A 25,298-nucleotide genomic window follows, 5' to 3' on the forward strand; every position below is an offset into this window, starting at 1 on the left:
AATAATGAAAATCTGGAGCCTCAAAGGTAAAGACATACTGATCATTGATGATTTTCCTGGCATGCGCACAATGTTGAAGAACATGCTTGCCGTCTACAATGCAAACAGTATAACCGATGCAGTCAATGGCGAAGAGGCAATAAAACTCATCTCTGAGAATCAGTATGACGTGATATTGTGTGACTACAATCTAGGGAACGGTAAGGACGGACAGCAGGTGCTAGAGGAAGCGAAGGAAAGGGATCTTATCCCGTACTCCAGCATATACATCATGACGACGGCAGAAAATACCGCAGAGATGGTTATGGGTGCGGTGGAATACATCCCGGATGATTATCTGTCCAAGCCCTTCACCAAAGAGGTCCTTATAGCCAGGCTAAAGCGACTGGTTGAGAAAAAGGAAAATCTGAGAGAAATATCACAGGCGATACAGCAACGTGATTATCTGTCTGCCATCGATATCTGCGAAAAACTACTGGATAACAAACCAAAAAACCGGTATGAACTGCTTAAGACACAGGCGGAGTTGTATATAAAAGTAAAAGACTATGACAATGCGGAAGCCGTGGTTAACGCTGTTTTGCAAGAAAGGGAGATACCCTGGGCTTTGCTTTATCTTGGCCAGATACATTTCCACCGTGGAAAATATGATGAGGCGAGGTATATCTTCGAAGACCTATCAGCAGACAACCCTAACTATCTGTTTGCACATGACTGGCTATCTATTGTCCATGAAAAGACCGGCGACCTGAAAAACTCGCAAGACGCTCTGATGAGGGCCATAGAAAAATCACCAAAGGCGATAAAGCGGCAGCAATCACTCGCGAGCATCGCCTTTAAGAATCAAGATCTGGATACCTCGGAAAAGGCCTACAAAAGAATAGTCAGAACAGGAAAACATTCATGTTATTTTACCCCTGACGACTACTCAGGACTCGCCAGAGTATACATAAAAAAGGGCATGACCGCTGATGCCCTGAACACACTTAGCTCAATGAAAGAGTCATTCTGTCTCCCCAACTCAGATCTTAATCTCAAATATTATATACATGAGGCGGCCATACACAATGAAATGCTGAATAATGAAAAAACCGTATCATCGCTGAATAAAATAATGGATATCTTCGAAGTGTCGCCAGGAGAAATGAACAGCAGCGATGCCATAGATATTGCGGAAATATGCTACGCCCACGGCATGCATGATGCCGGGAATAAATTATCCTGTCATGCCATCAGGAACAACCATGATAATCAGGAGGCGATTGATGAAATCATCACGCGCCTGTCGGCATCTGGATTGTCTATAGAAAACATTGACACGCTCATGGAAACGCGTGACGAAGTTGTCGAGCTGAATAACCGCGGCGTTAAACTCGCAACAAACGGAAACATTCAGGAGTCGATATCACTGTTCGTCAAGGCGGCGGCCGCCATGGCTGAAAATAAAGTGATAAATCTCAATGCCGCTCAGTCCCTGATAATGTTCATGAAACAGGCTGGCCCGACACATGCCCTGCTAAACGAAACCAAGAAATATCTGGACCGCGTATCATTCGATGGTAAACCCAGTGACAAATACAGGATGCTAACGAAACTCTATCGAGAACAGAAAAAATCTGCCGACAAACAGTCGAGCCAGAGCTAATCGAAATGCATAACACAAACGAGAGTATAGACTTTTCGACAGTGCTGGCCGGCTCCGTGCATGACATGAAAAATTCCCTGGCCATGTTGCTTGGTTCCATTTCAGAGATCACAAACCACTGCAATCCTCAATCATGTCCGATGTATGACACATTCAATCGAATGCAGCATGAGGCCCAACGCGTAAATCGCGATCTGATTCTATTACTAACACTCTACAAGATGGACAAGGGGCAGTATTTTTTCAATATTGACGAAGTCAATATGAATGAATTTCTTGAAGAGGTTATTATTGACTATAAAGACCTGTTACAGAATTACAATATAAAGATATCGCTTGAATGCGACCCTGATTTGGTTGGATATCTTGACCGCAACCTTGTCTCCAGCATTATAAAAACCATTATTAGCAATGCCTATCAATACACAACAGACAGTATCGTAATCAATGTCACCAGCGACGACGGCTATACGAAAATTTCGGTGATCGATAACGGATGCGGCTACCCGGAGCAAATGCTGATCGATGGAACGCCAGATTCAAATACGGTCAATTTTGAAACCGGCAGCACAGGACTGGGGCTGTATTTCTCCTCACGCGTTGCAAATCTGCACAAAAGCAAGACGAGAAAAGGTTATATCCGAATCAGCAATAAAACCAATCCACAGGGCGGCTGTTTTAGCATTTATCTCCCGTAATCGTTACACAAGCACATACAACACATGTTTTATCACCTTAATTAGAAGTAATCATAAACACTATGAATGATAAAAATCTGGACCTAAACACCGCCTCTACAACGCCTCTTATCATTACTGGCTTTGTAACAATGTTATTGATTATCGCCTTGATTATCGGTTTCTGGCTTAAAAGTCTGGCTGACAACAAAGAGTCGTTAGAAGAAATGGCCTCTGAATCCATTGAGGTGCGCACGATATCCCGGCTTATCTTTTCAGTTCATCAACAGATCGTCACCCTTGGCGATCTCTCCGCTGCGCCATCATCAGAGGCGAAAGAGGATTCATTCAGACAATATTTAAATAACCGGGATATCATGCATGGCCTACGCCAGGACATCTCCAACTCACCAATGGAAGACAAGGAACTTACAATATGGCATCATACCAATAGCCTATTGGAAAGCCTGGAAGAATCCGAGAATCGGGCGATCACCCTGAAAAATAGCGGAGACCAGGATGCCGCATATAAATTATTGATCAATAATGTCTCTGATGAACAGCATCAATCCATCACCCAACTACCCGGCTTACTGAATAAATTACTCACCACATCTCGTGATGAGATAACCAACATTATCGCGACGTCTGACAGGAAAAACAAAACAACTTATATTCTTGTCATATTTCTCAGTTTCGCCGCCGTATCTCTCGGCATATTCACTATTTTCGTGGTAAAAAAGACCAGTTCCAGAGAGACTCAGTTAGTCGATCAAGGAAAACGCATCCAGCTTTTGTACGAGGCCACATCCAACTCAGGCCTTAGCCTGGATGACCGCATCACCGAAACATTGAAACTCGGCTGTCGTGTACTGGGTATGGAAATCGGTAAACTCGGCTGCCAGGATCCCGAAAACAATAAATCCACCTTCCTGAACACTATCGCACCACCTGAATTGCCCGCGAAAAGGGGATTGGTACTTCCGCTTGATAAGACATTTTGCAATATCACCTTCTCTACCGATGGCCCAATTGCTATCCACCATGTAAGCACTTCATCCTATAAGGATCACCCCGCCGCCGAGTTTCTGGGTATGGAGGCCTACATTGGCACTACCATCTACGTGCACGACAAAAAATTTGGCACCGTCAATTTCTCGAATCGAAAACCCATGTCAAAATCCTTCACTCGGGCGGATATTGATTTTGTTAATCTGCTGGGTAAATGGATAAGCGTCACCATGGAGCAAATCATTATCCAGGAAGAGCTCCAAAAATCGAAAGAAGCGGCAGAATCGTCGAATCAGGCCAAAACCACATTCCTGGCGAATATGAGCCATGAAATCAGAACGCCGCTGACGGCCATCCTGGGTTACTCAGAAATGCTTCTCGATGAGGGCCAATCACAGGAAGACATGGAACATGAAATAAAATCCATTATCGCCAGCGGTTCGCATTTACAAAAGATCATCAATGATATCCTTGACTTGTCCAAGATCGAGGCCGGCCAGCTTATTATTGAAGATAAGATGATATCCCCCGTGACGTTTGCCAATGAATTGAGCACGATAATCGCCACACGCGCTCATGACAAGGGGCTCGCATTCAATATCGAATACCACTTTCCTCTGCCAAAATTTATCAATACCGACCCCACCAGGCTCAAGCAAATCCTCATCAACCTGTGCAGCAATGCCATAAAGTTCACCGACACGGGTCATGTTACCTTATCGCTAACGTACGTGGCTGACGTCAACCAACTGGAGATCACTGTTTCGGATTCCGGCATAGGCATCAGTGAAAAAGAGCAACTCAAATTATTCAAACCCTTTTCACAGGCAGACGAATCCACTACCCGCATCTACGGCGGAACAGGCCTGGGACTCTGTATCTCGAAGCAGCTGGCGACGCGATTGGGCGGCGATATCTCTATCAACAGCACCAAGGGTCAAGGCAGTCAATTCATCACCCTTATTGATATTGGCATTGATGCAGATGACATCGAGTTTATCACTGATATCAACGCGGATGATCACACGCCGGACAACATCACGCTGGCCACTGTAGCGAAGCTACAGGGGCACATTTTGCTGGCGGAAGATAACCTCGAGAACCAGGCGCTCATCTCAAAATACGTCACCAAACTGGGACCCACTGTCGATATTGCATCAAATGGTCAGGATGCCATCGATAAAATATTTACTCATCACTATGATTTGATCTTGATGGATATGCAAATGCCCGTCATGGATGGCCTGTCAGCAACGCGTCATCTACGCGCAATCGGAAATACGACAGCCATTATCAGCCTGACGGCGAACGCCATGCTGGAAGACAGAAAGAAATGCCTTGAGGCTGGGGCAAATGACTATCTTTCCAAACCGATCGAGTTCAAGGAATTCTATTCCACATTGAAAAAATATCTAGCGAAATAGACTAGTATGGCAAGCGGAACATTCACTTGCATATTTAACGAGCTCTAGCAAAGTCACGCAATAGCTTGACCCAGCCTGGTCGAAAATACGATCATTTACCCCATGCACCCGATCAACCACACACTCGCCGCAGAATTCCCTCTGCGCGATGATGTCATTTATCTCAACCATGCCGCCGTGTCTCCCTGGCCGGTACGGACAAAAAATGCGGTCGTACAATTTGCGCAAGAAAATGTCGTACAGGGATCCAGGAATTATCTGCAGTGGCTTGATACCGAGACGCGGCTACGGCAGCATATGCGCCAGCTCATCAATGCCGGCTCCGCTGACGATATCGCGCTATTAAAAAACACCTCTGAGGCACTCTCGGTTGTGGCCTTTGGCCTGGACTGGCAGGCCGGCGAAAACATTGTCAGTTTCTCCGGTGAATTTCCGTCTAATCGCGTGGTATGGGAAGCGCTGTCCCCCAAAGGGGTCGAGCTGCGTAAGGCTGATCTCACAGCAGACGACCCCGAGCAGGCCCTGTTTGATAGCGTGGACAAACACACCCGCCTGATTGCGATCAGCTCGGTACAGTATGCCACGGGCCTGCAACTCGACCTCCGGCGCATTGGTGATTTCTGCCGAAAAAATAATATCCTGTTCTGTGTTGACGCCATTCAAGGCATTGGGGCGTTGCAATTTGACGTGCAGGAGATTCAGGCGGATTTCGTGATGGCGGATGGACACAAGTGGATGCTCGGACCAGAGGGTGTTGCCTTATTCTATTGCCGGCCCGAACGGCGTGAAGCCTTGACCCTGCATCAGTTTGGCTGGCATATGACGGACGCCTTCACCGCATACGATAAAGAGCAATGGAAACCCGCGACTACGGCCCGGCGTTTTGAGTGTGGCAGCCCCAACATGCTGGGCATTCATGCCCTTGAAGCCAGCCTTTCGCTGTTATTGGAGACCGGCATGCAAACGGTGGAAGCAATGGTGACGCAGAATAGCGACTATCTATTCGAGGGAATTAAGGCATCGAAACAGCTTGAACTATTGACCGATTGTACGCCCGGGCGATATGCCGGCATTGTGACGTTTCGTCATCGTCACACCGACAATGACACACTGTTCTCGGCACTCACGGAGCAGGGGGTGATGTGCGCGCAACGCGGTGGTGGCATACGCTTTTCACCGCATTTTTATACGCCGAGGGATAAACTGCGTCAGGCGCTAGACATTGCGGCGGCAGTGACCTGATCGTATTGCGGGTATATCCGTGCTACGCCTGCGCACCAAAACGTTTGAAATAATTTTCCGTGGTCTTTTCTGCAATCTGCTCCCACGAGCTGTCGCGCAAGCTCGCAATACACTCTGCCACCTGGCGAACATAGGCGGGCTGATTGGGCTTTCCCCGAAAGGGCACCGGCGCAAGATAGGGTGAATCGGTCTCCACCAGCATGCGCTCGATGGGAATATTCCTGGCGACCTCCTTCAGCTCTTTGGCCGAATTAAAGGTGACAATCCCCGAGAATGAAATATCGAAATTGAGATCCAGGGCCCGCTTGGCAATGTCCCAGTTTTCCACGAAGCAGTGCATCACGCCGCCGACTTCATCGGCGCCCTCTTCCCTTAACATCCGCAGGGTGTCCTCGGTGGCATCGCGCATATGGATAATCAACGGCTTGCGTACGGCCCGCGATGCGGCGATGTGCTGACGGAAGCGTTCCCGCTGCCATTCCAGCTCACCCGCCTCGCCTTCTTCACAGCGGAAATAATCCAGCCCTGTTTCACCAATGGCCACCACCTCGGGCTCCGCTGCCAGGGCGATTAATTCGCCGCTGCTGGGATCATGTCCTGTCTGCGAGGTGGGGTGTACGCCGACGGAAACCGAAATCTGCGGATAGCTTTTGGCCATTTGCAACAGCGCGGGGTAGTGCTCAAGATCAATGGACACGCACAGAAAGTGCCCCACACCCTGCGCGGCGGCATGTTGCAGGGCGCCGTTTAGATCACCATTCCAGGGGGACAGATCCAGCCGGTCAAGGTGACAGTGGGAATCGACCAACGGTGTGGTTGTAATTGAAGATGGGATGGACACAGGCGCTACCGTGATACGGACAAGGTCGCCGACACGACGACGGGGTGAGACAGACGAAAGTGGCTACATGGTATGCGTCTGCCGATCAGACTTCAATGCACCGGCGAGATAAGTTTCGATCTTGTTGCGCACCGCGCCATTGTCCTGGTTGCTGAATTGCACCCCGATACCGGCGATACGCGCACCCTGGGCACCGGTCGGCGTCACCCAGACGATCTTGCCGGCCACCGGAAGCTTCTCGGTTTCTTCCATCAGGGTGAGCAGCATGAAGACTTCGTCACCCAGTTTGTATTGCTTGTTGGTGGGGATAAACAGCCCGCCGAATTTCACAAAGGGCATATAGGCCGCATACAGCGAGCTCTTGTCCTTGATCGCCAACGAAAGAATACCGCCTTGTCGAAAATCTCCGCTCATATTTCCCGCTCACTCCCGATATCATTTTTTCCGCCGGTCGCCCGGCATCAACGCCGACGGCTCTCGACTAACGCTGACGGCTCTCGATTAGCGCTGACGGCTCTCGATTAGCGCTGACGGCTCCAGCAGATCATCAGCTCGTCCATCGCCAGCTGGGGATTTAATTGTCCGCCTGCCCAGCGCGTATAGTCGGTGATCTGTTCCAGGTAGGCAAACAGCGCCTTCAGTTCCAGGCCACCGACCAGTTTTTGCAGTTGCGGCCGTAGGTCACCATTAGAAATAGCGTCCGGATCCATGCCCGACTTGAGCCGGATCAGGTCCATGGTCCAGCTGGCCAGCCACTGGGTTGCCTGGGGTATACCCAGTTCCGACCACTGTTTCGCGCAGGCCAGTGGATCCCCCTTGCCCATGCGCAGAGCGGCCCATCGCTCCATCAGCTCGCTGCGGATGGCCAGCCCGCCGCTCTCACACAGAGCCAGTGCGCCCAGGGGCGCGCCATCGCTCAGCATTAGCAGCTCCTTGAGGCCAATCGCGGGTGCCTTGCCCTCGAGGCTGGCCAGCTGTGCGGCCAGCCAGGGCTCACTGGTCTCCGCCGCCGGCCGCTGAAAGATCACCTGCTGGCAACGGCTGCGAATGGTCGGCAACAACAGCGATGGCTGGCTGCTGATCAGGATCAGCAGGGCATCGTCACTCGGCTCCTCGAGGGTCTTCAACAGGCTATTGGCCGAAAACCGGTTCATGGCCTCGGCGGGATTGATCAGCACGACCTGGCGCCCACTGTATTGGCCCTTGAGGGCCAGAAAATCGCCCACCGCGCGAATACTATCCACCGGGATGGCCTTGCCCTTTTCTTTCGGCTCGATCTCCAGCAGGTCAGGGTGGGTACCCGCCGCCAGCAGCCCGCAACCCTGGCAGCGACCGCAGGCGCGGCCGTCATCCTGTGGCGACTGGCACATCAAGCTCTGGGTCAGCGCCTCGGCCAGTACCGCCTTGCCGTAGCCGACCGCACCGCTGAACAACAGCGCGTGCGGCAGCGTGCCGGATCGCAGCCGACCGATGAGGTCGTCCCACAGCGACTGTTGCCAGGGTAAGGGTGCGGCCATCTATCAGCCCCCTGCCGCAATCTGCGAGTTAAGCAAGGGTTCCAGCACGGCACCGATCTGCTGTTGCACCTGTTCGATATCCTGGGCGGCATCGATAATACGAAACCGCTCGGGTTCCGCCGCTGCACGCTCCCGGTAGGTTTGCCGAACTTTCTCGAAGAAGTCGATCTTTTCGCGCTCAAAACGATCCAGATCACCACGCTGTCCGGCGCGGGCCATACCCATGTCCACCGGCAAATCCAGCAGCAGGGTCAGGTCCGGGCGCAGGCCGCCCTGCACCCAGTCTTCCAGCGCCGCGATACGCGCCATGTCGACACCCCGCCCGCCACCCTGATAGGCGTAGGTGGCATCGGTGAAGCGGTCACACAGCACCCACTCGCCGGCCGCCAGGGCGGGACGGATCACTTCGGCCAGATGCTGGGCCCGCGCGGCGAACATCAGCAGCAGCTCGGTGTCGGCCGCCATGGCCGCCTGACGATGATCCAGCAGCAGTGTGCGGATCTCCTCACCCAGGGCGGTGCCACCGGGCTCCCGGGTGACGTGCAGGGTCTTGCCTGCGGCGTCGAGCGCCTGCTGCAGGCGTTGCTGCAGATAGGCCAGTTGGGTGCTTTTCCCTGCCCCCTCACCGCCCTCCAGGGTAATAAAAAGGCCCGGCTGTCTCATTGATCCATTCCCTGCTTGCCGGCAGGCAGGGATGAAAAGGGCTGCTCGCGCCCTCCCAGCTGGTATTCCACCACTGCCTCATTATGCTGCTCCAGGGTTGAGGAAAACTGGTGTCCGCCATCCCCCCGCGCCACAAAATAGAGATCGATACCGGGCATCGGATTCAGTGCCGCCAGAATCGCGGCGCGGCCCGGCATGGCGATGGGGGTGGGTGGCAGACCCCGGCGCAGATAGGTGTTGTAGGGGGTGTCCTTGCGCAGATCGCGCCGACGGATATCACCGTCGAAGGCGTGTCCCAAACCGTAGATGACGGTCGGGTCGGTCTGCAGGCGCATGCGCTTTTGCAGGCGACGATTGAACACGCCCGCAATCTGTTTGCGTTCGCTGGGCAGCCCGGTCTCCTTCTCCACAATCGAGGCCAGAATCAGGGCCTCATAGGGAGTCTCGAATTCCACATCGATGGAGCGGTTCGGCCAGTTCTCCGTCAGGAATAGCTGCATGGCGCTGTAAGCCCGCTGCAGAAAGGCGACGTCGGTGGTCAGCCGGGGGAAATAATAGGTATCGGGCAGAAACATTCCCTCGGGATGTTCACCGGGATGGCCGATCTGCGCCATGATCTCTTCATCGCTGTAATCCGACAGGGTATGCAGCAGGTATTCATTGCTGTGCACCGCGTCCATCAACTGGTAAAAATTCCAGCCCTCAACGACCGTGATGGCGTATTGCAGCATCTCGCCATTGGTGATTTGCTCCAGCAGGCGCGCCGGCAGGATACCGTCATTAAAGCGGTATTCACCGGCCTTGATGGTATTCGCCATGCCCTCGAACTTGCCCAGCCAGACCAGGTAGGATGCCGACTCGACCAGCCCCCGCCGCTCTAAATCGCGGGCCACGTGGGTGAGGGTCCGGCCCGGCTTTATCTCGTAGCGCAGCCCCTCCTCGCCGAACACCAGCGGCTCATTGACAAAGGAGCGGTAATCCATCATCACCCAGGCGCCGGTCAGGCTGCCCAGCAATACCGCCAGGCCGATCAGTTTAAACAGCTTTTCACGGGCAGGCTTTGTCATGCGCTGTGTCATGCGCCGAGTCATGCGCCGACTCCGCTGTCCTGCTCCAGGGCCGCACGCAGACGACGGGTCAGCGGCCCGGGCGCATAGTCGTGTTGCTCGAACTGGCGCACCGGCCAGATGCCGATCAGGCTGTTGCAGACAAACACTTCCGTGGCCTGCTGCAGATCCGTCAGTTGCAGTTCGGTCTCGCGACAGGGAATGTCGAGCTGTCTGGCAAGCGCCAGAATGCGCTCACGGGTCACCCCCCGCACGCCACAACGGGAAAGGCTGGGGGTCAGCAAGATCGGCGGCGCGCCTGCGGGCGCCTGTACACAAAACAGATTGCTCATGGTTCCCTCAATAATATTATTATGATTATCCATCAGCAGCCCCTCGGCAATCGCGGGGTCGTCCCACTCCGCCCGCGCCAGCACCTGCTCCAGGCGATTGAGGTGCTTGATGCCGGCCAGGGCCGGATTGTCGCCGAGGCGCATCGTGCACAGCCGCAGCCGGATGCCCTGAGTCGCATGACTGGCGGGAAATTCCGGCACGGGGAAGACCGCCAACACCCGCGTCGGCTCACCCACACCCCTGGCACCATAACCCCGCCCTCCGCTTCCTCGGGTCACGGTGATCTTCAGCACGCCGCACTCACTGTCCCCGGACTCACCACACAGCTGCTCGGCCTCGGTACGCAGCAAGGCGAGGTCCGGCGGGGTGATGCCCAGACGCTCACAGCCACTGACCAGGCGCGCCATGTGTCGCGGCCAGTGTTGCGGCTGTCCCTGAGCGATGCGCAGCGTCTCAAACACGCCATCGCCGTACTGGAAACCACGATCCAGCACCGAGAGTTGTTGCGTCGGATGTCCGTTGATTAATATGCCGGCCACTGGGTCTGCTCATCCTGTCGATTACGGGTCGCTGACACGGGATCGTAGCGTCTCGTCAGAAGCGGTTAGGATAACACAAGCCGATGCCGACACCGGGGCAACCGCGGCGTGTCGCTTCAGCCCCGTGGCGTGTCATCGGCCAGCGCCAGCAACAGACCACGGGCCTTGGCACGGGTCTCCTCCAGCTCGTTCTGCGGCACCGAGTCGGCAACGATGCCCGCCCCCGCACGCAGCATCAGCTGTCGTCCCGACAGGGTGATGGTGCGAATCAGGATATTCAGATCCAGACGGCCGTCATGATTGAGGTAGCCCATGGAACCGGTGTAGGCCCCACGGCCCTCGGCCTCCAGCTCGGCGATAATCTCCATGCAGCGGACCTTGGGGCAACCGGTGATGGTGCCGCCGGGAAATACCGCGCGGATCACCTGCCCGGGCGTCACGCCGGGGCGCAGACGGCCGCGCACATTGGAGACAATGTGATGCACATGGGTATAACTCTCCAACACCATCAGCTCGTTGACCTCGACACTACCGGGCACGCAGACGCGGCCGAGATCATTGCGCTCGAGGTCAATGAGCATAATGTGCTCGGCACGCTCCTTGGGATGGGCCAGCAGCTCGTCCTGCAGGGCATGATCGTCGGCGGCATGCGCCGCCCGCGGACGGGTGCCGGCGATGGGGCGCGTCTCCACCCGCTGCCCATGAGTGACGCGCACCAAACGTTCCGGCGACGAGCTGATCACGGCGGCATCGCCGATCACCGCCAACCCGGCAAAGGGGGCCGGATTTTGCGCACACAGCTGCTGATAGATATCCGCCGCCGTCACCTTTGCATCACACTCCCCCTGCCAGGCCCGCGACAGATTCACCTGAAACACATCGCCATCCACGATGTACTGCTTGATCCGCTCCACGCCCTGTAGATAACGCGATGGCGGGTCCTCGGTCAGCGCAACGTGAAGGCCTTTCAGTACCGCAGGCGGGAACGGCGTCGCCGTGCAATCCCGCTGCAGGACATCAAGCAGGTCGGCCTGATCCGCCTCGCTCAGCAGCCAGGTCTGCTGGCGCTGATGATCGATGATCACCGCCGCGGGGATGCGAGCGGCATAGGCCACCGGCAAGGCCGTCTTGGCCGCCGGCAGATCCAGACTGGGCTCGACCTGCCCGGCCAGCTCGTAGGCCAGAAACAGAAACCAGCCCCCGGTGAAGGGCAGTCCATCGGCAGGGGCTGGCGCGACGCTGGAAGACGCATCGCGCCAACGGGCATCGAGCCGGTCGAGAAAGTCCCCGGCCGCGGAGGACGTAGCCGTGGCCAAGGCGTCCGCACGCAGGGTCTCTCCGGGGAAGGCGAACAGAATGTCGAAATGGGCATCCGCCGCGCCGTGCGCGACACTCTGCAACAGGAAGGGATAACGCTGGGGATTACGCCGATGCAGCGCGAGCAGATCAAGCGTCGCATCCAGCACCCGGATGCAGGGACTCGCGTTTGCCTGCGTTGCATGAGCCATGGGCCGGCGCTGCTCGAATCGCTTGCGGGCTAGTCCGGCTTGCGGAAGATCAGCGTACCGTTGGTGCCACCAAAACCGAAGGAGTTGGACATGGCGATATCGATTTTCATCGGCCGCGCGGCACCCGGCACATAATCCAGATCGCATTCCGGATCCGGATGATCCAGGTTGATGGTCGGCGGTGCGACCTGGTCACGAATCGCCAGCGCCGTGAACACCGCCTCAATGCCGCCCGCCGCGCCGAGCAGGTGCCCGGTCATGGATTTGGTGGAGCTGACCGCGACATTGTAGGCGTGCTCGCCGAAGGCGGTTTTCATCGCCTGGGTCTCGCCCACATCACCCGCGGGCGTGGAGGTGCCGTGGGCATTGATGTAGTCCACCTGCTGCGGATTGATGCCGGCATTTTTCAGCGCCAGCTTCATACAACGTGCGGCACCTTCGCCACCCTGTGAGGGCGAGGTCATGTGATAGGCGTCACCGCTCATGCCGAAGCCGATGACTTCCGCGTAAATTTTTGCGCCGCGCGCCTTGGCGGTTTCGTACTCTTCCAGCACCACCACACCCGCACCGTCACTGAGCACGAAGCCGTCACGGTCCTTGTCCCACGGCCGACTGGCGGCCTGCGGGTCATCATTGCGGGCGGAGAGCGCACGCGCTGCGGCAAAGCCGCCCAGACCGGTGGTGGAGGTCGCCATTTCCGCGCCGCCGGCGATCATCACATCGGCGTCACCGTATTCGATAAGGCGCGCGGCATCGCCAATGCAATGCGTGGCGGTGGCACAGGCGGTGGTGATCGCATAGTTCGGACCCTTCATGCCGTAAACAATCGACAGGTTGCCCGAGATCATATTGATGATGTTGCTGGGCACAAAGAACGGTGAAATCTTGCGCGGCCCACCCTTGAGAAAGGCATCGTGTCCCTTTTCAATACCGGTAAGTCCACCGATCCCCGAACCGATGGCGACGCCAATCCGTTCGGCATTTTCCTCGGTCACTTCCAGCCCCGAATCCTGCACGGCCTGCATACCGGCGGCAATGCCGTAGTGGATAAACGGATCCATCTTCTTGGCATCCTTGCCGGAGATGTATTCGGTGATATCAAAATCGCGAATGGAACCGCCAAAGCGCACCGGAAAGTCACTGACATCAAAATGGGTCAGTGGCGCAATGCCACTCTTGCCGGCCAATATGTTTGCCCAGGAATCAGCGACATTCAGTCCCACGGGGGAGACCATGCCCAGTCCGGTAATCACTACGCGTCGTTTAGTCACTGCACTCTCTCGCTGCTGTTTTTACGGATGGTTTACGACGGCCTTACAAGGTACGGGTAGGCAACCGGTCAGGATCAACCCTGCCCCGCCTGCCCCCTGCCACTGCAAAACCGATGGTATCAACATAGAAAAGGCCGCAACCACTTATCAGCAGTCTTGCGGCCTCAGTAACCGACATTCATCGTCGGTCACACTTTTTTCTCGCACCAGGCCCCTTCCTAACCAAAATGAGCCTTCAGAAAACAAACCTGGCGGAAAACAAACCTAGCTTTCGGTGTGGGCGGTAACGTAATCCGTTGCCTGCTTTACCGTGGTGATTTTTTCGGCGTCTTCATCAGGAATTTCGGTATCAAATTCCTCTTCCAATGCCATCACTAACTCTACAGTGTCCAGGGAATCGGCACCCAGATCGTCAACAAATGATGACTCGCTGCTGACTTCTTCTTCCTTAACGCCAAGTTGTTCAACAACGATTTTCTTGACCCGTTCCTCAATGGTGCTCATCTCGGATAAATCCTCCCAAAGTTTTTACAATGCAGCCCCTAGCCGCGTGGCGGTATTCTAGAGAAAACGTCGCCGGGTTACAAGCAAAAAAACCCTTTAACATTGTGCTGCAACCTGTTGATAAATAAAAAATTATACATTTCAAACAAAATCCGCCGAGGATTAAGCCATGTACATTCCACCATTCACGTGCAACGTTTCGCCGGAGATGTAGGCCGCGCCCGGCGAGGCCAGAAAGGCCACTGCGGCTGCAATCTCCTCAGGCTGTCCCAAACGATTGAGGGGAATACCGGTCAGCAGCGCCTCACGTTGCGCATCGGGCAGGGCGCGCGTCATGTCCGTGTCGATAAAGCCAGGCGCGACGGCATTGACGGTAATCCCGCGTGCGCCGACTTCGCGCGCCAGCGATTTGGTAAAACCGATCAAGCCCGCCTTGGCAGCCGCATAATTGGTCTGTCCCGCATTGCCGGCGGCCCCCACGACGGAGCTGATGCTGATGATGCGACCCTTGCGCGCCTTGGTCATTGCCCGCAGGCAGGCCTTGGACAAGCGATACACCGAGGTGAGATTGGTATCGATGATGTCCTGCCATTCGTCTTCCTTCATGCGCATCAACAGGTTGTCGCGCGTGATGCCCGCGTTGTTGACCAGAATGCTGGGGGCGCCAAAGGCCTCGGTCACGGCGGACACGACCTGGCTGACGGAATCGGCATCCGTCACGTTCAACGCCATGCCCTGCCCCCTGATATTCTGCGCCGCAAAGTAGGCCGTGATCGCATCGGCGCCCGTCGCCGATGTCGCGGTGCCGACAATGGTCGCGCCCATATTGCCCAGCGCCAGGGCGATAGCCTGACCAATACCACGACTGGCTCCCGTCACCAGGGCAACTTCACCCTCCAGACTGTTTTTCATCTGCTCAGTGTTTGACATCGTTAGTCTCCCCCCTGAATGGCCTGCAAGGCCGTGTTAAAGCCGGCTACATCGGATGTCGTGTAGGCGGCCATGTCTCGATTGATGCGTTTATTCAGCCCTGCCAGCACCTTGCCCGGGCCACATTCGACCAGCTGTTGAATGCCCTGACCAGCGATGGCATTGATGGTTTCCACCCAGCGCACCGGACAAAACAGCTGGCGTCGGAGCGCGTCACGGATGGCGTCTACGTCGCTCTCGGCGGTGACATCGACATTATTTAATACCGCAATCGTCGGCGTGTTAATCGTGATCTCGGCCAGGCGTGTCGCCAACTGCTCGGCGGCCGGCAGCATCAGACTGCAATGCGATGGCACGCTCACCGGCAACATCAGGGCACGTTTCGCACCGGCCTGTTTGGCGCCCTCAACCGCGCGCTCGACCGCAGCGGCATGGCCCGCGATAACCACCTGGCCCGGTGAATTAAAATTCACCGCGCTCACCACCTCGCCCCCGGCGGCACTAGTGCATACCGCGATCACCTGTTCGTCCTTCAGGCCCAGTATCGCCGCCATCGCGCCGACCCCCGCCGGTACCGCCTGTTGCATAAAACGCCCACGATCTTCAACCAGCTTGACCCCGTCGGCCAGGGACAGGCTGCCGGCGGCGACCAGGGCGCTGTATTCGCCCAGGCTGTGGCCCGCCATGACAGCCGGCCTGAGGTCGGTCTGCGACTGCCATAAACGCCACACCGCAATACCGCCCGTCAGCATCGCCGGCTGGGTGATGTGTGTCTTGCCAAGCTCATCTTCAGGGCCATCCTGGATCCGCTGCCAGAGATCATAGTCCAGCGCATCACTGGCCTCCTGAAATGTCTGTTTGATCTGCGGATGCAGCGCGGCAAGTTCTGCCAACATACCCACGGACTGTGAACCCTGACCGGGAAAAACCAATGCGAAGCTCATGTCTTAATTCCTGAAATTTTTACGGACAATCTACAACCACTGTAAAAATGGCCTGACTGTCACCTGAATTCGTGGCTTAACCGTGGATTCAGGTGTTACTTTTCTCTGCGAACTCAATGTCGTGCTTAACTTACGTCTTGGCCGGTAGCCCATCAATCAATAACGCAACAGGGCCGAGCCCCAGGTAAAACCGCCACCGAAGGCTTCCAGCAAAATGGTCTCACCGCGCTGAATGCGGCCATCACGCACCGCCACATTGAGCGCCAGCGGCACGGACGCCGACGAGGTATTGCCATGTTCGGCAACGGTGACCACCACGTGGTCCGGACTCATCTTCAGTTTTTTGGCAGTGGCATTAATGATGCGGATATTGGCCTGATGCGGCACCAGCCAGTCAATGTCTGACTTTTTCATGTTATTTGCGGCCAGCGTTTCATCAACGATACGCCCCAGGGTATTCACCGCCGTTTTAAATACTTCGTTACCCTGCATGGTGACATGTGCCTTGCCGTTACTGCCCTCGGGAAAGCCCTCGGATATACCGCCGGTGGTCGACAATAATTCCTTGTACTGGCCGTCGGCATGCAGATGCGTCGACAGGATTCCCGGTTCGTCACTGGCGCCAAGCACGACGGCGCCCGCACCGTCACCAAACAATACACAGGTACCGCGATCGGTCCAGTCCACAATGCGCGACATGGTTTCCGCACCCACTACCAGGGCAAGTTTATGGCTGCCGCTTTTTATAAATTTGTCCGCGACACCGAGTGCGTAAACGAAACCGGTACACACCGCCTGAATATCAAAGGCCGCACAGCCGTGGATATCCAGCCGTTGCTGTAACAGGCAGGCGGTACTCGGAAACACACGATCCGGTGTCGTGGTCGCAACAATAATTAGATCGATCTCTTGCGGAGCAATACCCGCAGCCTCAATCGCCTGACGCGCGGCATGCTCGGCCAGGTCACAGGTGGTTTCGTCATCAGCGGCGATATGGCGCTTTTTAATCCCGGTGCGCTCTGTAATCCACTGATCCGATGTGTCCACCAGTGTTTCGAGGTCGTGATTGGTCAACACCTTCTCCGGCAGATAGCCGCCAGTACCCAGAATTTTGGAATAGATAGGAGACTCCTTAGCGGCGCTCATCAATCGCTCTGCCTTCGAGCCATTGCCTCTTCCACGTGTTTACTGATGCGTTCAGGGATATTTTTATCAACTTCCACTAGCGCCTCACGAATCGCGCTGGCGTAGGCCAATACATCCGCGCCACCATGGCTTTTAACGACAATACCGGTGAGCCCCACCAGGCTCGCGCCATTATAGCGCCGAGGATCGATCCGCTGTTTCAGGGCCTTTAGCACCGGTAAGGCGATCAACCCTGCACAACGGGTAAAAATATTGCGCCTGAATTCTTCGCGTAAAAAGTGGCTGATCATTTTTGCCACGCCTTCTGCGGTTTTCAGTGAGACGTTGCCGACAAAACCGTCACACACCACCACATCCACCTTGCCATTAAAAATGTCATCACCTTCGACAAAACCGATGTAGTTAAGGTCGCTGCTCGCCAAAATGCGCGCCGCCTCTTTTACGCGCTCGTTACCCTTTACCTCTTCTTCACCGATATTCAGCAGACCAATCGTCGGCGACTCTATATTCTCCACCGCGCTGGTCAGCACCGAACCCATCACCGCAAACTCGAAAAGATTGTCCGCGCTGGTGTCAACATTGGCGCCCAGATCCAGCATGTGGGTATGGCCTTTCAGGCTCGGCAGTGTGGAGATAATGGCGGGCCGATCGATCCCTGGCAGGGTTTTCAGCACGAAACGCGCCGTCGCCATCAGGGCTCCGGTATTGCCGGCACTCACGCAGGCCCTGGCCTGCCCCTCCTTGACCATGTTGATGGCCACGCGCATCGAGGAATCTTTTTTGGTCCGCAATGCAACGGAAGGCTTTTCATCCATTGTCACCTGTTGCGAGGCATGCTGAATGGATAACCGTGACGAGATAGAGGATGTGGCAGCCTGCTTGTGTGTCGCCAGCTCTTGTTCCAACACCGACTCATCACCCACCAGGATAATGCGCAGCTGTGGGGATTCCGCCAAAATTTGCAGCGCAGCGGGCACCACGACCGATGGGCCGTGATCACCACCCATAGCATCAAGCGCGATGGAAAATTCTAGGCTCATATGGATTTTTTGATGTTATTTTGTAATACGAGGACGCGACAGACACCGCGTCACAGATTCTCAGCGTGTTAAACAGCGCTGAGAATCTGAACCGTGCAGTTGAACAACGGTGGGTATAGTGTGCCCATAACCGTTAATTGTTGTCTATTGCGCTAACGAAGTGTTATTCGCCGCTGGTGGAACCCGTTACCTTGCGGCCACGATAATAACCATCGGCACTCACGTGATGACGACGATGTGTTTCACCGGTAGTTGGTTCAATCGACAGGGTCGCCGGTTTCAACGCATCATGTGAACGACGCATGCCGCGACGTGAAGGGGTTACTTTGCTCTTTTGCACTGCCATTGTTAAATCCTCTTCTTTACAGGTTCCCTCAATCGTCGTGTGACGACTGAGAGGTTTTCAATTGTGCCAGTACAGCAAACGGATTTTCGCGCTGCGGTGCTGACCCATCCTCGGTATTAAGGAATGCTTCGCCTTTCGGGCAATCTTTTATTTCATGCATTGCCACCTGTGGCAGGGCAAGAATCAATTCGTCTTCAATGATCGACTCAACACTGGTCTCTTCATCCGGCAAGACCAGTAACGGGTCATAATTTTCCGGCAGCTGCTGTGCCGCCTGTCTGGACTTCACCAGGGCCAGGTTAAGCACCAGGCTGACCGGAAACGCCAGCTCTTCCATACAGCGCTGACATTGCAATGGCAACACTGCCTGCAGTGTCCCCGTCAGCCCCGGAACTCCACCCTCGTCAACACCAAAATTCAGCACGTAATCAACCCGACATCGACCCAGCACCACAAGGTCGTCCGTGATTAACAACGGGATCAGTCGCGGCAAGCTCGATACTGGCAGATGACCTGCCAGCGTACGGTGCTGCGCTGCCAGTTCAAAAGGCTCAATAATATCCATAACAACCACTACTCATCGACCCACGACAGGCCAAACAGGCTGCATCCACCGCAAGGCGGCTCGAACCAAACGCGCGATTTTAAGTGGGATTCGGTTTCCTGTCAAAGCCTTAGCGCCGAATGTGGCAGGGGAATCCCCATCAACACCGCTGGCCGGGCGCCGGGCTGGCTTGACGCACTGTTTGTGATCCGCAATAGTCGGTGGGGTGATTCCGGTCAGGTTTTTTGACGGCCTGCCACTATTAATCAGATGCGCGTGCGAAACGGTCTCTGGATTGACTCCGGGCATCACAAAAACTTAATAATTACCATTAAAAACAATGCGTTGAAATAACGCTCCGACTCACGCCCTAAACGACGGGTTTGCCATGATCAAGAAAGTCCTCATCGCCAATCGCGGTGAAATTGCGGTGCGTATTGTCCGTGCCTGTGCGGAGCTCGGTATCAAATCCGTGGCGATCTATACGGATGCGGATCGCTATTCGCTGCACGTCAAAAAGGCCAACGAGGCCTACAATCTCGGGCCCGACTCCGTTTCCGGCTACCTGAATGTGCACCGCATCGTCAATCTGGCCATCGCGACCGGCTGTGATGCCTTGCACCCGGGCTATGGGTTTCTCTCCGAGAACCCGCTGTTGGCCGAGGCCTGTGAGAGACGCGGCATCCATTTTATCGGCCCAACGGCCGAGGTAATTCGCCGTCTGGGCGACAAGCTGCAGGCCCGCGCCGCGATGATCGAGGCTGGCGTGCCGGTCACCCCCGGCAGTGAAAACAACCTGCAGTCCGTCAAGGAGGCACTCACCATCGCTGAACAGATCGGCTACCCGGTGATGTTGAAGGCCACCAACGGCGGCGGCGGGCGCGGTATTCGTCGCTGCGCGGATGCCGATGAACTTAATCGGAATTTTGACCGCGTGGTCTCGGAGGTCAGCAAGACCTTTGGCGCCCCCGAGGTGTTTCTGGAAAAGTGCATCGACAACCCCCGCCACATCGAGGTGCAGGTGCTGGGCGATCAACACGGCAAGATCATTCATCTGTTCGAGCGAGACTGCTCCATCCAGCGCCGTCACCAGAAGCTCATCGAGATCGCGCCATCGCCGCAGCTCAATGACGAGCAGCGCAAGTACATCGGCAAGCTGGCCGTCACGGCGGCCCGCTCCGTGGGCTACACCAATGCCGGCACCATCGAGTTTCTACTAACGGAGAATGATGAATTTTACTTCATGGAGGTGAACACCCGCCTGCAGGTGGAGCACACCATCACCGAACAGATCACCGGTATCGATATTGTGCAGGAACAGATCCGCATCGCGGCCGGACTGAAATTGCGCTACAGCCAGCGCGATGTGAAGCGTCGCGGCTTTGCCATGGAATTTCGCATCAACGCCGAAGACCCGAAGAATGATTTTCTGCCCAGCTTCGGCCGCGTCACCCGCTATTTCGCCCCGGGCGGACCCGGGGTGCGTACCGATGCGGCGATTTATACGGGTTATGAAATCCCCCCCTACTACGATTCCATGTGCGCCAAGCTCATCGTCTGGGCGCTGGACTGGGATTCGCTGCTGGACCGTGCCAACCGCGCCCTGAATGACATCGGGGTGTACGGCGTCAAAACGACCATCCCGTACCAGCTGGAGATTCTGAAATCGGCGCATTTTCAATCCGGCAAGTTCGACACCTCGTTTGTCGAATCACACCCGGAGCTGATCAATTATTCGGTGCGCCCCTCATCACGCCACCTTGCCGCCGCCATTGGCGCCGCCGTCGCCGCCCACATGGGCCTCTGACGTCTAGGCACTTGGCACTATCTTTTAAACCGCACCAGGAAAGAACCATGTCGAAAGTCTACATTACCGATACCGTGCTACGGGATGCGCACCAATCATTACTGGCAACCCGGATGCGCACCGAAGACATGCTGCCCATCTGCAGCAAGCTCGACGCCATCGGGTATTGGTCGCTCGAAATGTGGGGCGGCGCTACCTTTGACGCCTGCATCCGTTTCCTCAAAGAAGACCCCTGGGAACGGCTGCGGCAATTGCGCGCCGCGCTGCCCAATACCCGTCTGCAGATGCTGTTACGTGGCCAAAATCTGCTGGGCTACCGACACTACTCCGATGACGTGGCCCGCGCCTTTGTGAAATGCGCCGCCGACAATGGGATTGATGTGTTCCGGATCTTCGATGCGCTCAACGATGTACGCAACCTGCAGGTCTCCATCGAGGCCGTCAAGGCGGCCGGCAAGCACGCCCAGGGCGCCATCAGTTACACCATCAGCCCCGTGCATTCCATCGAACAGAATGTCGAGATGGCCGTAACACTGCAGAACATGGGCTGCGACAGTATCGCCATTAAGGACATGGCCGGCCTGCTCACGCCCATGGCCACCGCCGAACTGGTCAAGGCCCTGGTGGCTGCCGTCGATATCCCCGTGCACCTGCATTCGCACGCCACCGCCGGTCTGGCCAGCATGTGTCAACTCAAGGCCATTGAGAACGGCTGTCGTCACATCGACACTGCCATCTCGCCCCTGTCCGGCGGCACCAGTCATCCGCCGACGGAGAGCATGGTGGCCGCGGTGCGCGACACCGAATACGACACCGGCATCGATCTCGCCGCCCTGCAGGAGATCGGCTTTTACTTCTTCGAGATCCGCAAAAAATATCACCAGTTCGAGAGTGAATTCACCGGCATCGATACCCGCGTACAAAACAATCAGGTACCCGGCGGGATGATCTCCAACCTTTCCAACCAGCTTAAGGAACAGGGCGCGCTCGACCACATGAATGCCGTGCTGGACGAAATTCCCCGCGTGCGCGCCGACCTTGGCTACCCACCGCTGGTCACTCCCACCTCGCAAATCGTCGGCACCCAGGCCCTGCTCAACGTGCTCTCTGATTCGCGCTATCAAAACATCACCAATGAAGTGAAACTGTATCTGCAGGGGAAATACGGCAAGCCGCCTGCGGAGGTGGATGCCACGGTGCGACAGAAGGCCATCGGCAATGAAACGGTCATCACCTGTCGCCCCGCCGATTTACTAAATCCGGAGATGACCCGCTTACGCGGCGAGATCGGTGAACTCGCGAAATCCGAAGAAGACGTGTTGACCTACGCCATGTTCCCGGACATCGGCCGTGAATTCCTCGAACACCGTCAGGCCGGCACCCTGGTGCCAGAAATGCTGGAGCCCCTGCCCGGCCATTCTCAGTCCTATTGTGCGGCTGCAACGGAATTTAACATTGGGCTGCACGGTGAGAACTACCACATCAAGGTCACCGGTACCGGCTATAAGCAGGACGACAAACGCGCCTTCTTCATCAATGTAGATGGCTCACCGGAAGAGGTGATGGTCGAATCACTGGACGAAGTGATGACGGTGGGCGCGGCCAACCAGCCCACCGCCACCAGCAAGGCCAAGGGCAGCAGTCGTCCCAAGGCCACTGAGCCGGGGCATGTCACCGCCTCCATGCCCGGGATTATTGTCGAGGTGCTGGTGGCCGTGGGCGATGAAGTCGCTGCGGGCGATCCCGTCCTCGTGACCGAAGCGATGAAAATGGAAACCGAGGTACAGGCCCCCATAGCAGGCACCATCAAGGCGATACACGCCAAAAAAGGCGACAGCGTCAACCCGGATGAGGCCCTGGTGGAGATTGGATAAACACGGACGGCATCGACAGACCCCGATCAACACACCAGTACAGTACAAGGGCGCAATAAACGAAGGGCATTGCGCCCTGTAGGAGCCCAGCCCTCTCGGCGATTCCCTTCCAACAATCGCACCCTCTCAACCCATCGGCCAGGGGGGCTGCCCTCCTACACAGTGCCGTAGTGCCGTAGGGCGCAATAACCGAAGGGCATTGCGCCGTATGCCTCTCCGTCTATCTCACATTAGAATGAAACTTATGCCGCGGTGGGTTTACGTTTCACACTGCGCTTCTTTTTCGAAGCCCTGGCCTTTTTGGCAAGCTTGCTCGCAAAATCGGCTTCCCATTTTGCCTGGAATTTCGCGATCGCCGCCGCCTTGGCCTCTTCCATCTTGCGCTCGAACTCAGCCGCCTTAATCGCCTCGTTCAGCGATTTTTGTGCGGCGCTGGCCTTGGCCTTGCCGGCAGAAACGGCGGCCTTGCCTTTCATCAGCGCCTGCTTTGCGGATGCCACTGCACGCTTGGCAGCGGCGGTCTCTTTTCGGGCGGCCGCGCGCACGGCGCCTTCCAGCTTCAGCACATGCGTTGCCAGATTTTCTTCCGCAGCAACCACCTTCGCCGCTAGAGTATCCGCTGCATTCAAAGCGCTATTAACCACTTTCAATGTTTTCTCATGCGTCTTACTTAGGGGTTTCGATGCGGCGACCCGTGCCGGGGTGCGTTTGGCTACGCGGCGGGCCTTTGGTTTTACTTTTGATTTGGCTTTTGCTTTGGTTTTAGTTTTTCTTTTAACCACGACATTCTCCTTGATGGACACTGAAAACGTGACGAAATAAAAGTGTATCCGCTTTTTTCTCAATAACAAGTTAAATATGATTTCGGTGACTTGCCTGAAACCGGGTTAAGCAAACCGAAACCTTTTCTGGATATTCACGCATCCACCAAAAGATCGTTCGTAATCGACTCTGCGTAATGCAGCAATGCGTCCAGTATGTGCTGTTGCTTTTGATCCAGATCCGAGGTCTGTTTTAGCAGCGCAATGCGTTCACGCAATTCAGACAGGCTAAGGCCTGCGCCATGACTATTCATCGTCAGGCGTTGCAGCCTGAATTCATCCCAGCGCCTGTTTTCGTCTTCACTGAGAAACTCCGGATAATTGCGCGCCCGATACCGAAACAGCATTTCCGACAGGCGCTGATCCTGAAAGGGCAGATCCAGGCTCGCCAGTTGTTGCGGAACGGTCTGACGAACGATCTCCATTCGGTCTCGATCATCATTGGAAAAGAATCCACCGCTGTAAAGCATGAAGTCCGGGTCATCCACGGCCTCGAAACTTCGGCTCTCCTTATAGACGGCCTGCAGATTTCTGGAAAAATCCGCATGTGCCAACAGCACTGCCAGGTTTTGCTGTGCGCGCGTCACATTGAGTTGCCATTTCTCGGCCGCCGCAGCGGTTAGGGTAGTGACCGGAACCAGGACCGGACTCTTGTTGATATGCACCGTCTTGACCGGCAGCCTGGCGCAGCCCTCGGGCAATGCATCCTGTCGGGTAAACAGGCGCTCCGCCATTTCATCCGGACGCAGTGCCAAAAAGGGCTGCGGCGAAACGCTCAGGTCATAGACAATGAGTTCATTTTTATTGACAGGGTGTGCCGCCAGCGGGGCGACCAGTGCGATACAGCCGCGCTCCGCAGGATACATGGAGGAAACATGCAGCACCGGCGCCGGCCTGGCGATATTGAGCAGTTGGGCGACGCTCTGTTTGGAGCGATGGCGGTAGACATAATCATATAATCTGGGTTGTTTTTCTTTTATCAGCCGCGCCATGGCAATCGTCGCCTGCACGTCCGACAAGGCATCATGCGCCGCCTCGTGGCTGATGCCATTGATCGCCGTCAGCTGTTCCAGTCGAAAGCTGGTTTTTCCGTCCGCATGGGTTGGCCACCGTATGCCTTCGGGACGCAGCGCATGGGTCAGTCGCAGCATATCGATAATGTCCCAGCGCGAATTGCCGTTTTGCCATTCACGGGCGTAGGGGTCGTAAAAATTACGGTACAGGGTGGTGCGGGTCACCTCGTCGTCAAACCGGATATTGTTATAACCCACCACGCAGGTGTTGGGCTGCGAAAACTCGGCATGGATCTGACGGATGAACTCGGCCTCGGGAACTCCCTCGGCCAGGGCCTTTTGCGGCGTAATCCCGGTAACCAGGCACGCCTCTGGCGCCGGTAAAAAATCATTGGCCGGGCGACAATACAGGCTTAGCGGTTCGCCAATGATATTGAAATCGAGATCGGTACGAATGCCCGCAAACTGTGCCGGCCGATCGCGACGGGGGTCGACACCAAATGTTTCATAGTCGTGCCAATACAGTGTGGGTCCGGAATATCCGGACTGGCCCTGCCGCTTATGTGTGGCCACAGTCTCTCCCCAGATGCC

The 25,298-nt window shown here is 55.8% G+C and carries 23 protein-coding genes; 6 read left to right on the forward strand and 17 right to left on the reverse strand.

The genetic code is table 11. The annotated features are described in order from the left end of the window. Window positions 1–4 precede the first annotated feature (4 nt). The 4 genes from RRB22_07215 (at window position 5) to RRB22_07230 (ending at window position 5,999) form a co-directional block, all read left to right on the forward strand. A complete protein-coding gene (locus RRB22_07215) occupies window positions 5–1,645 on the forward strand; it encodes a response regulator (GenBank protein ID MDT8384186.1) in 1,641 nt (546 codons plus the stop codon). 65 nt (window positions 1,646–1,710) lie between these two features. After that, entirely contained in the window at window positions 1,711–2,343 is a 633-nt protein-coding gene (locus tag RRB22_07220; protein MDT8384187.1) for a HAMP domain-containing sensor histidine kinase, read from the forward strand. A gap of 62 nt (window positions 2,344–2,405) precedes the next feature. Beyond that, window positions 2,406–4,757: an ATP-binding protein gene (locus RRB22_07225; GenBank protein MDT8384188.1), complete on the forward strand. Its 2,352-nt coding sequence runs from the start codon at window positions 2,406–2,408 to the stop codon at window positions 4,755–4,757. 102 nt (window positions 4,758–4,859) lie between these two features. Continuing rightward, window positions 4,860–5,999, forward strand: a complete 1,140-nt coding sequence (locus RRB22_07230) for an aminotransferase class V-fold PLP-dependent enzyme (GenBank protein MDT8384189.1) — start codon at window positions 4,860–4,862, stop codon at window positions 5,997–5,999. A 22-nt stretch (window positions 6,000–6,021) separates the two neighbouring features. Here the strand turns inward: RRB22_07230 and RRB22_07235 are convergent, their stop codons facing one another. From RRB22_07235 to RRB22_07305, 15 genes are all read right to left on the reverse strand, one after another. Then, window positions 6,022–6,840: a TatD family hydrolase gene (locus RRB22_07235; protein MDT8384190.1), complete on the reverse strand. Its 819-nt coding sequence runs from the start codon at window positions 6,838–6,840 to the stop codon at window positions 6,022–6,024. A gap of 63 nt (window positions 6,841–6,903) precedes the next feature. Then, complete coding sequence (locus RRB22_07240) at window positions 6,904–7,254, reverse strand: PilZ domain-containing protein (GenBank protein ID MDT8384191.1); 351 nt, start codon at window positions 7,252–7,254, stop codon at window positions 6,904–6,906. A 107-nt stretch (window positions 7,255–7,361) separates the two neighbouring features. After that, the gene (locus tag RRB22_07245; protein MDT8384192.1) at window positions 7,362–8,357 is read right to left on the reverse strand and encodes a DNA polymerase III subunit delta'; all 996 of its coding nucleotides are present in this window, start codon (window positions 8,355–8,357) and stop codon (window positions 7,362–7,364) included. Between the two features lie 3 nt (window positions 8,358–8,360). After that, window positions 8,361–9,020: a dTMP kinase gene (tmk, locus tag RRB22_07250; protein ID MDT8384193.1), complete on the reverse strand. Its 660-nt coding sequence runs from the start codon at window positions 9,018–9,020 to the stop codon at window positions 8,361–8,363. After that, window positions 9,017–10,087: an endolytic transglycosylase MltG gene (gene mltG, locus RRB22_07255; GenBank protein MDT8384194.1), complete on the reverse strand. Its 1,071-nt coding sequence runs from the start codon at window positions 10,085–10,087 to the stop codon at window positions 9,017–9,019. Before mltG ends, tmk begins: the two co-directional genes overlap by 4 nt. Window positions 10,088–10,107: 20 nt before the next feature. Further along, window positions 10,108–10,959, reverse strand: coding sequence for an aminodeoxychorismate lyase (gene pabC, locus RRB22_07260; GenBank protein ID MDT8384195.1), 852 nt, complete (start codon window positions 10,957–10,959; stop codon window positions 10,108–10,110). Between the two features lie 116 nt (window positions 10,960–11,075). Then, window positions 11,076–12,467, reverse strand: coding sequence for an aminodeoxychorismate synthase component I (locus RRB22_07265; protein ID MDT8384196.1), 1,392 nt, complete (start codon window positions 12,465–12,467; stop codon window positions 11,076–11,078). Window positions 12,468–12,496: 29 nt separating this feature from the next. Further along, window positions 12,497–13,738, reverse strand: coding sequence for a beta-ketoacyl-ACP synthase II (fabF, locus tag RRB22_07270; protein MDT8384197.1), 1,242 nt, complete (start codon window positions 13,736–13,738; stop codon window positions 12,497–12,499). A gap of 264 nt (window positions 13,739–14,002) precedes the next feature. After that, window positions 14,003–14,242, reverse strand: coding sequence for an acyl carrier protein (gene acpP / locus RRB22_07275; protein ID MDT8384198.1), 240 nt, complete (start codon window positions 14,240–14,242; stop codon window positions 14,003–14,005). Window positions 14,243–14,404: 162 nt separating this feature from the next. Further along, the gene (fabG, locus tag RRB22_07280) at window positions 14,405–15,172 is read right to left on the reverse strand and encodes a 3-oxoacyl-ACP reductase FabG (GenBank protein ID MDT8384199.1); all 768 of its coding nucleotides are present in this window, start codon (window positions 15,170–15,172) and stop codon (window positions 14,405–14,407) included. 2 nt (window positions 15,173–15,174) lie between these two features. Next, on the reverse strand, window positions 15,175–16,116 hold the full coding sequence (fabD, locus tag RRB22_07285; GenBank protein ID MDT8384200.1) for an ACP S-malonyltransferase: 942 nt from the start codon (window positions 16,114–16,116) through the stop codon (window positions 15,175–15,177). 156 nt (window positions 16,117–16,272) lie between these two features. Continuing rightward, window positions 16,273–17,262 carry a beta-ketoacyl-ACP synthase III gene (locus tag RRB22_07290; protein ID MDT8384201.1) on the reverse strand — a complete coding sequence of 330 codons (990 nt, stop codon included), beginning with the start codon at window positions 17,260–17,262 and terminating at the stop codon, window positions 16,273–16,275. Further along, window positions 17,262–18,302, reverse strand: a complete 1,041-nt coding sequence (plsX, locus tag RRB22_07295; protein MDT8384202.1) for a phosphate acyltransferase PlsX — start codon at window positions 18,300–18,302, stop codon at window positions 17,262–17,264. Before plsX ends, RRB22_07290 begins: the two co-directional genes overlap by 1 nt. 163 nt (window positions 18,303–18,465) lie before the next feature. Next, window positions 18,466–18,648, reverse strand: coding sequence for a 50S ribosomal protein L32 (gene rpmF, locus RRB22_07300; GenBank protein MDT8384203.1), 183 nt, complete (start codon window positions 18,646–18,648; stop codon window positions 18,466–18,468). A gap of 28 nt (window positions 18,649–18,676) precedes the next feature. Next, the gene (locus tag RRB22_07305) at window positions 18,677–19,213 is read right to left on the reverse strand and encodes a YceD family protein (protein MDT8384204.1); all 537 of its coding nucleotides are present in this window, start codon (window positions 19,211–19,213) and stop codon (window positions 18,677–18,679) included. A 367-nt stretch (window positions 19,214–19,580) separates the two neighbouring features. Here RRB22_07305 and RRB22_07310 point away from each other — a divergent pair, with 367 nt between their 5' ends. Together RRB22_07310 and oadA are read left to right on the forward strand one after the other, a co-directional pair. Beyond that, entirely contained in the window at window positions 19,581–20,999 is a 1,419-nt protein-coding gene (locus RRB22_07310; protein ID MDT8384205.1) for an acetyl-CoA carboxylase biotin carboxylase subunit, read from the forward strand. Between the two features lie 47 nt (window positions 21,000–21,046). Further along, window positions 21,047–22,873, forward strand: a complete 1,827-nt coding sequence (gene oadA / locus RRB22_07315; protein MDT8384206.1) for a sodium-extruding oxaloacetate decarboxylase subunit alpha — start codon at window positions 21,047–21,049, stop codon at window positions 22,871–22,873. Between the two features lie 242 nt (window positions 22,874–23,115). On the opposite strand, the gene RRB22_07320 is transcribed toward oadA, so the two are convergent. Further along, complete coding sequence (locus RRB22_07320) at window positions 23,116–23,655, reverse strand: hypothetical protein (GenBank protein ID MDT8384207.1); 540 nt, start codon at window positions 23,653–23,655, stop codon at window positions 23,116–23,118. A gap of 134 nt (window positions 23,656–23,789) precedes the next feature. Continuing rightward, window positions 23,790–25,280, reverse strand: a complete 1,491-nt coding sequence (gene sbcB, locus RRB22_07325; GenBank protein MDT8384208.1) for an exodeoxyribonuclease I — start codon at window positions 25,278–25,280, stop codon at window positions 23,790–23,792. Between the last annotated feature and the right edge of the window lie 18 nt (window positions 25,281–25,298).

The organism is Gammaproteobacteria bacterium (assembly GCA_032250735.1).
Taxonomy (GTDB): Bacteria; Pseudomonadota; Gammaproteobacteria; order SZUA-152; family SZUA-152; genus SZUA-152.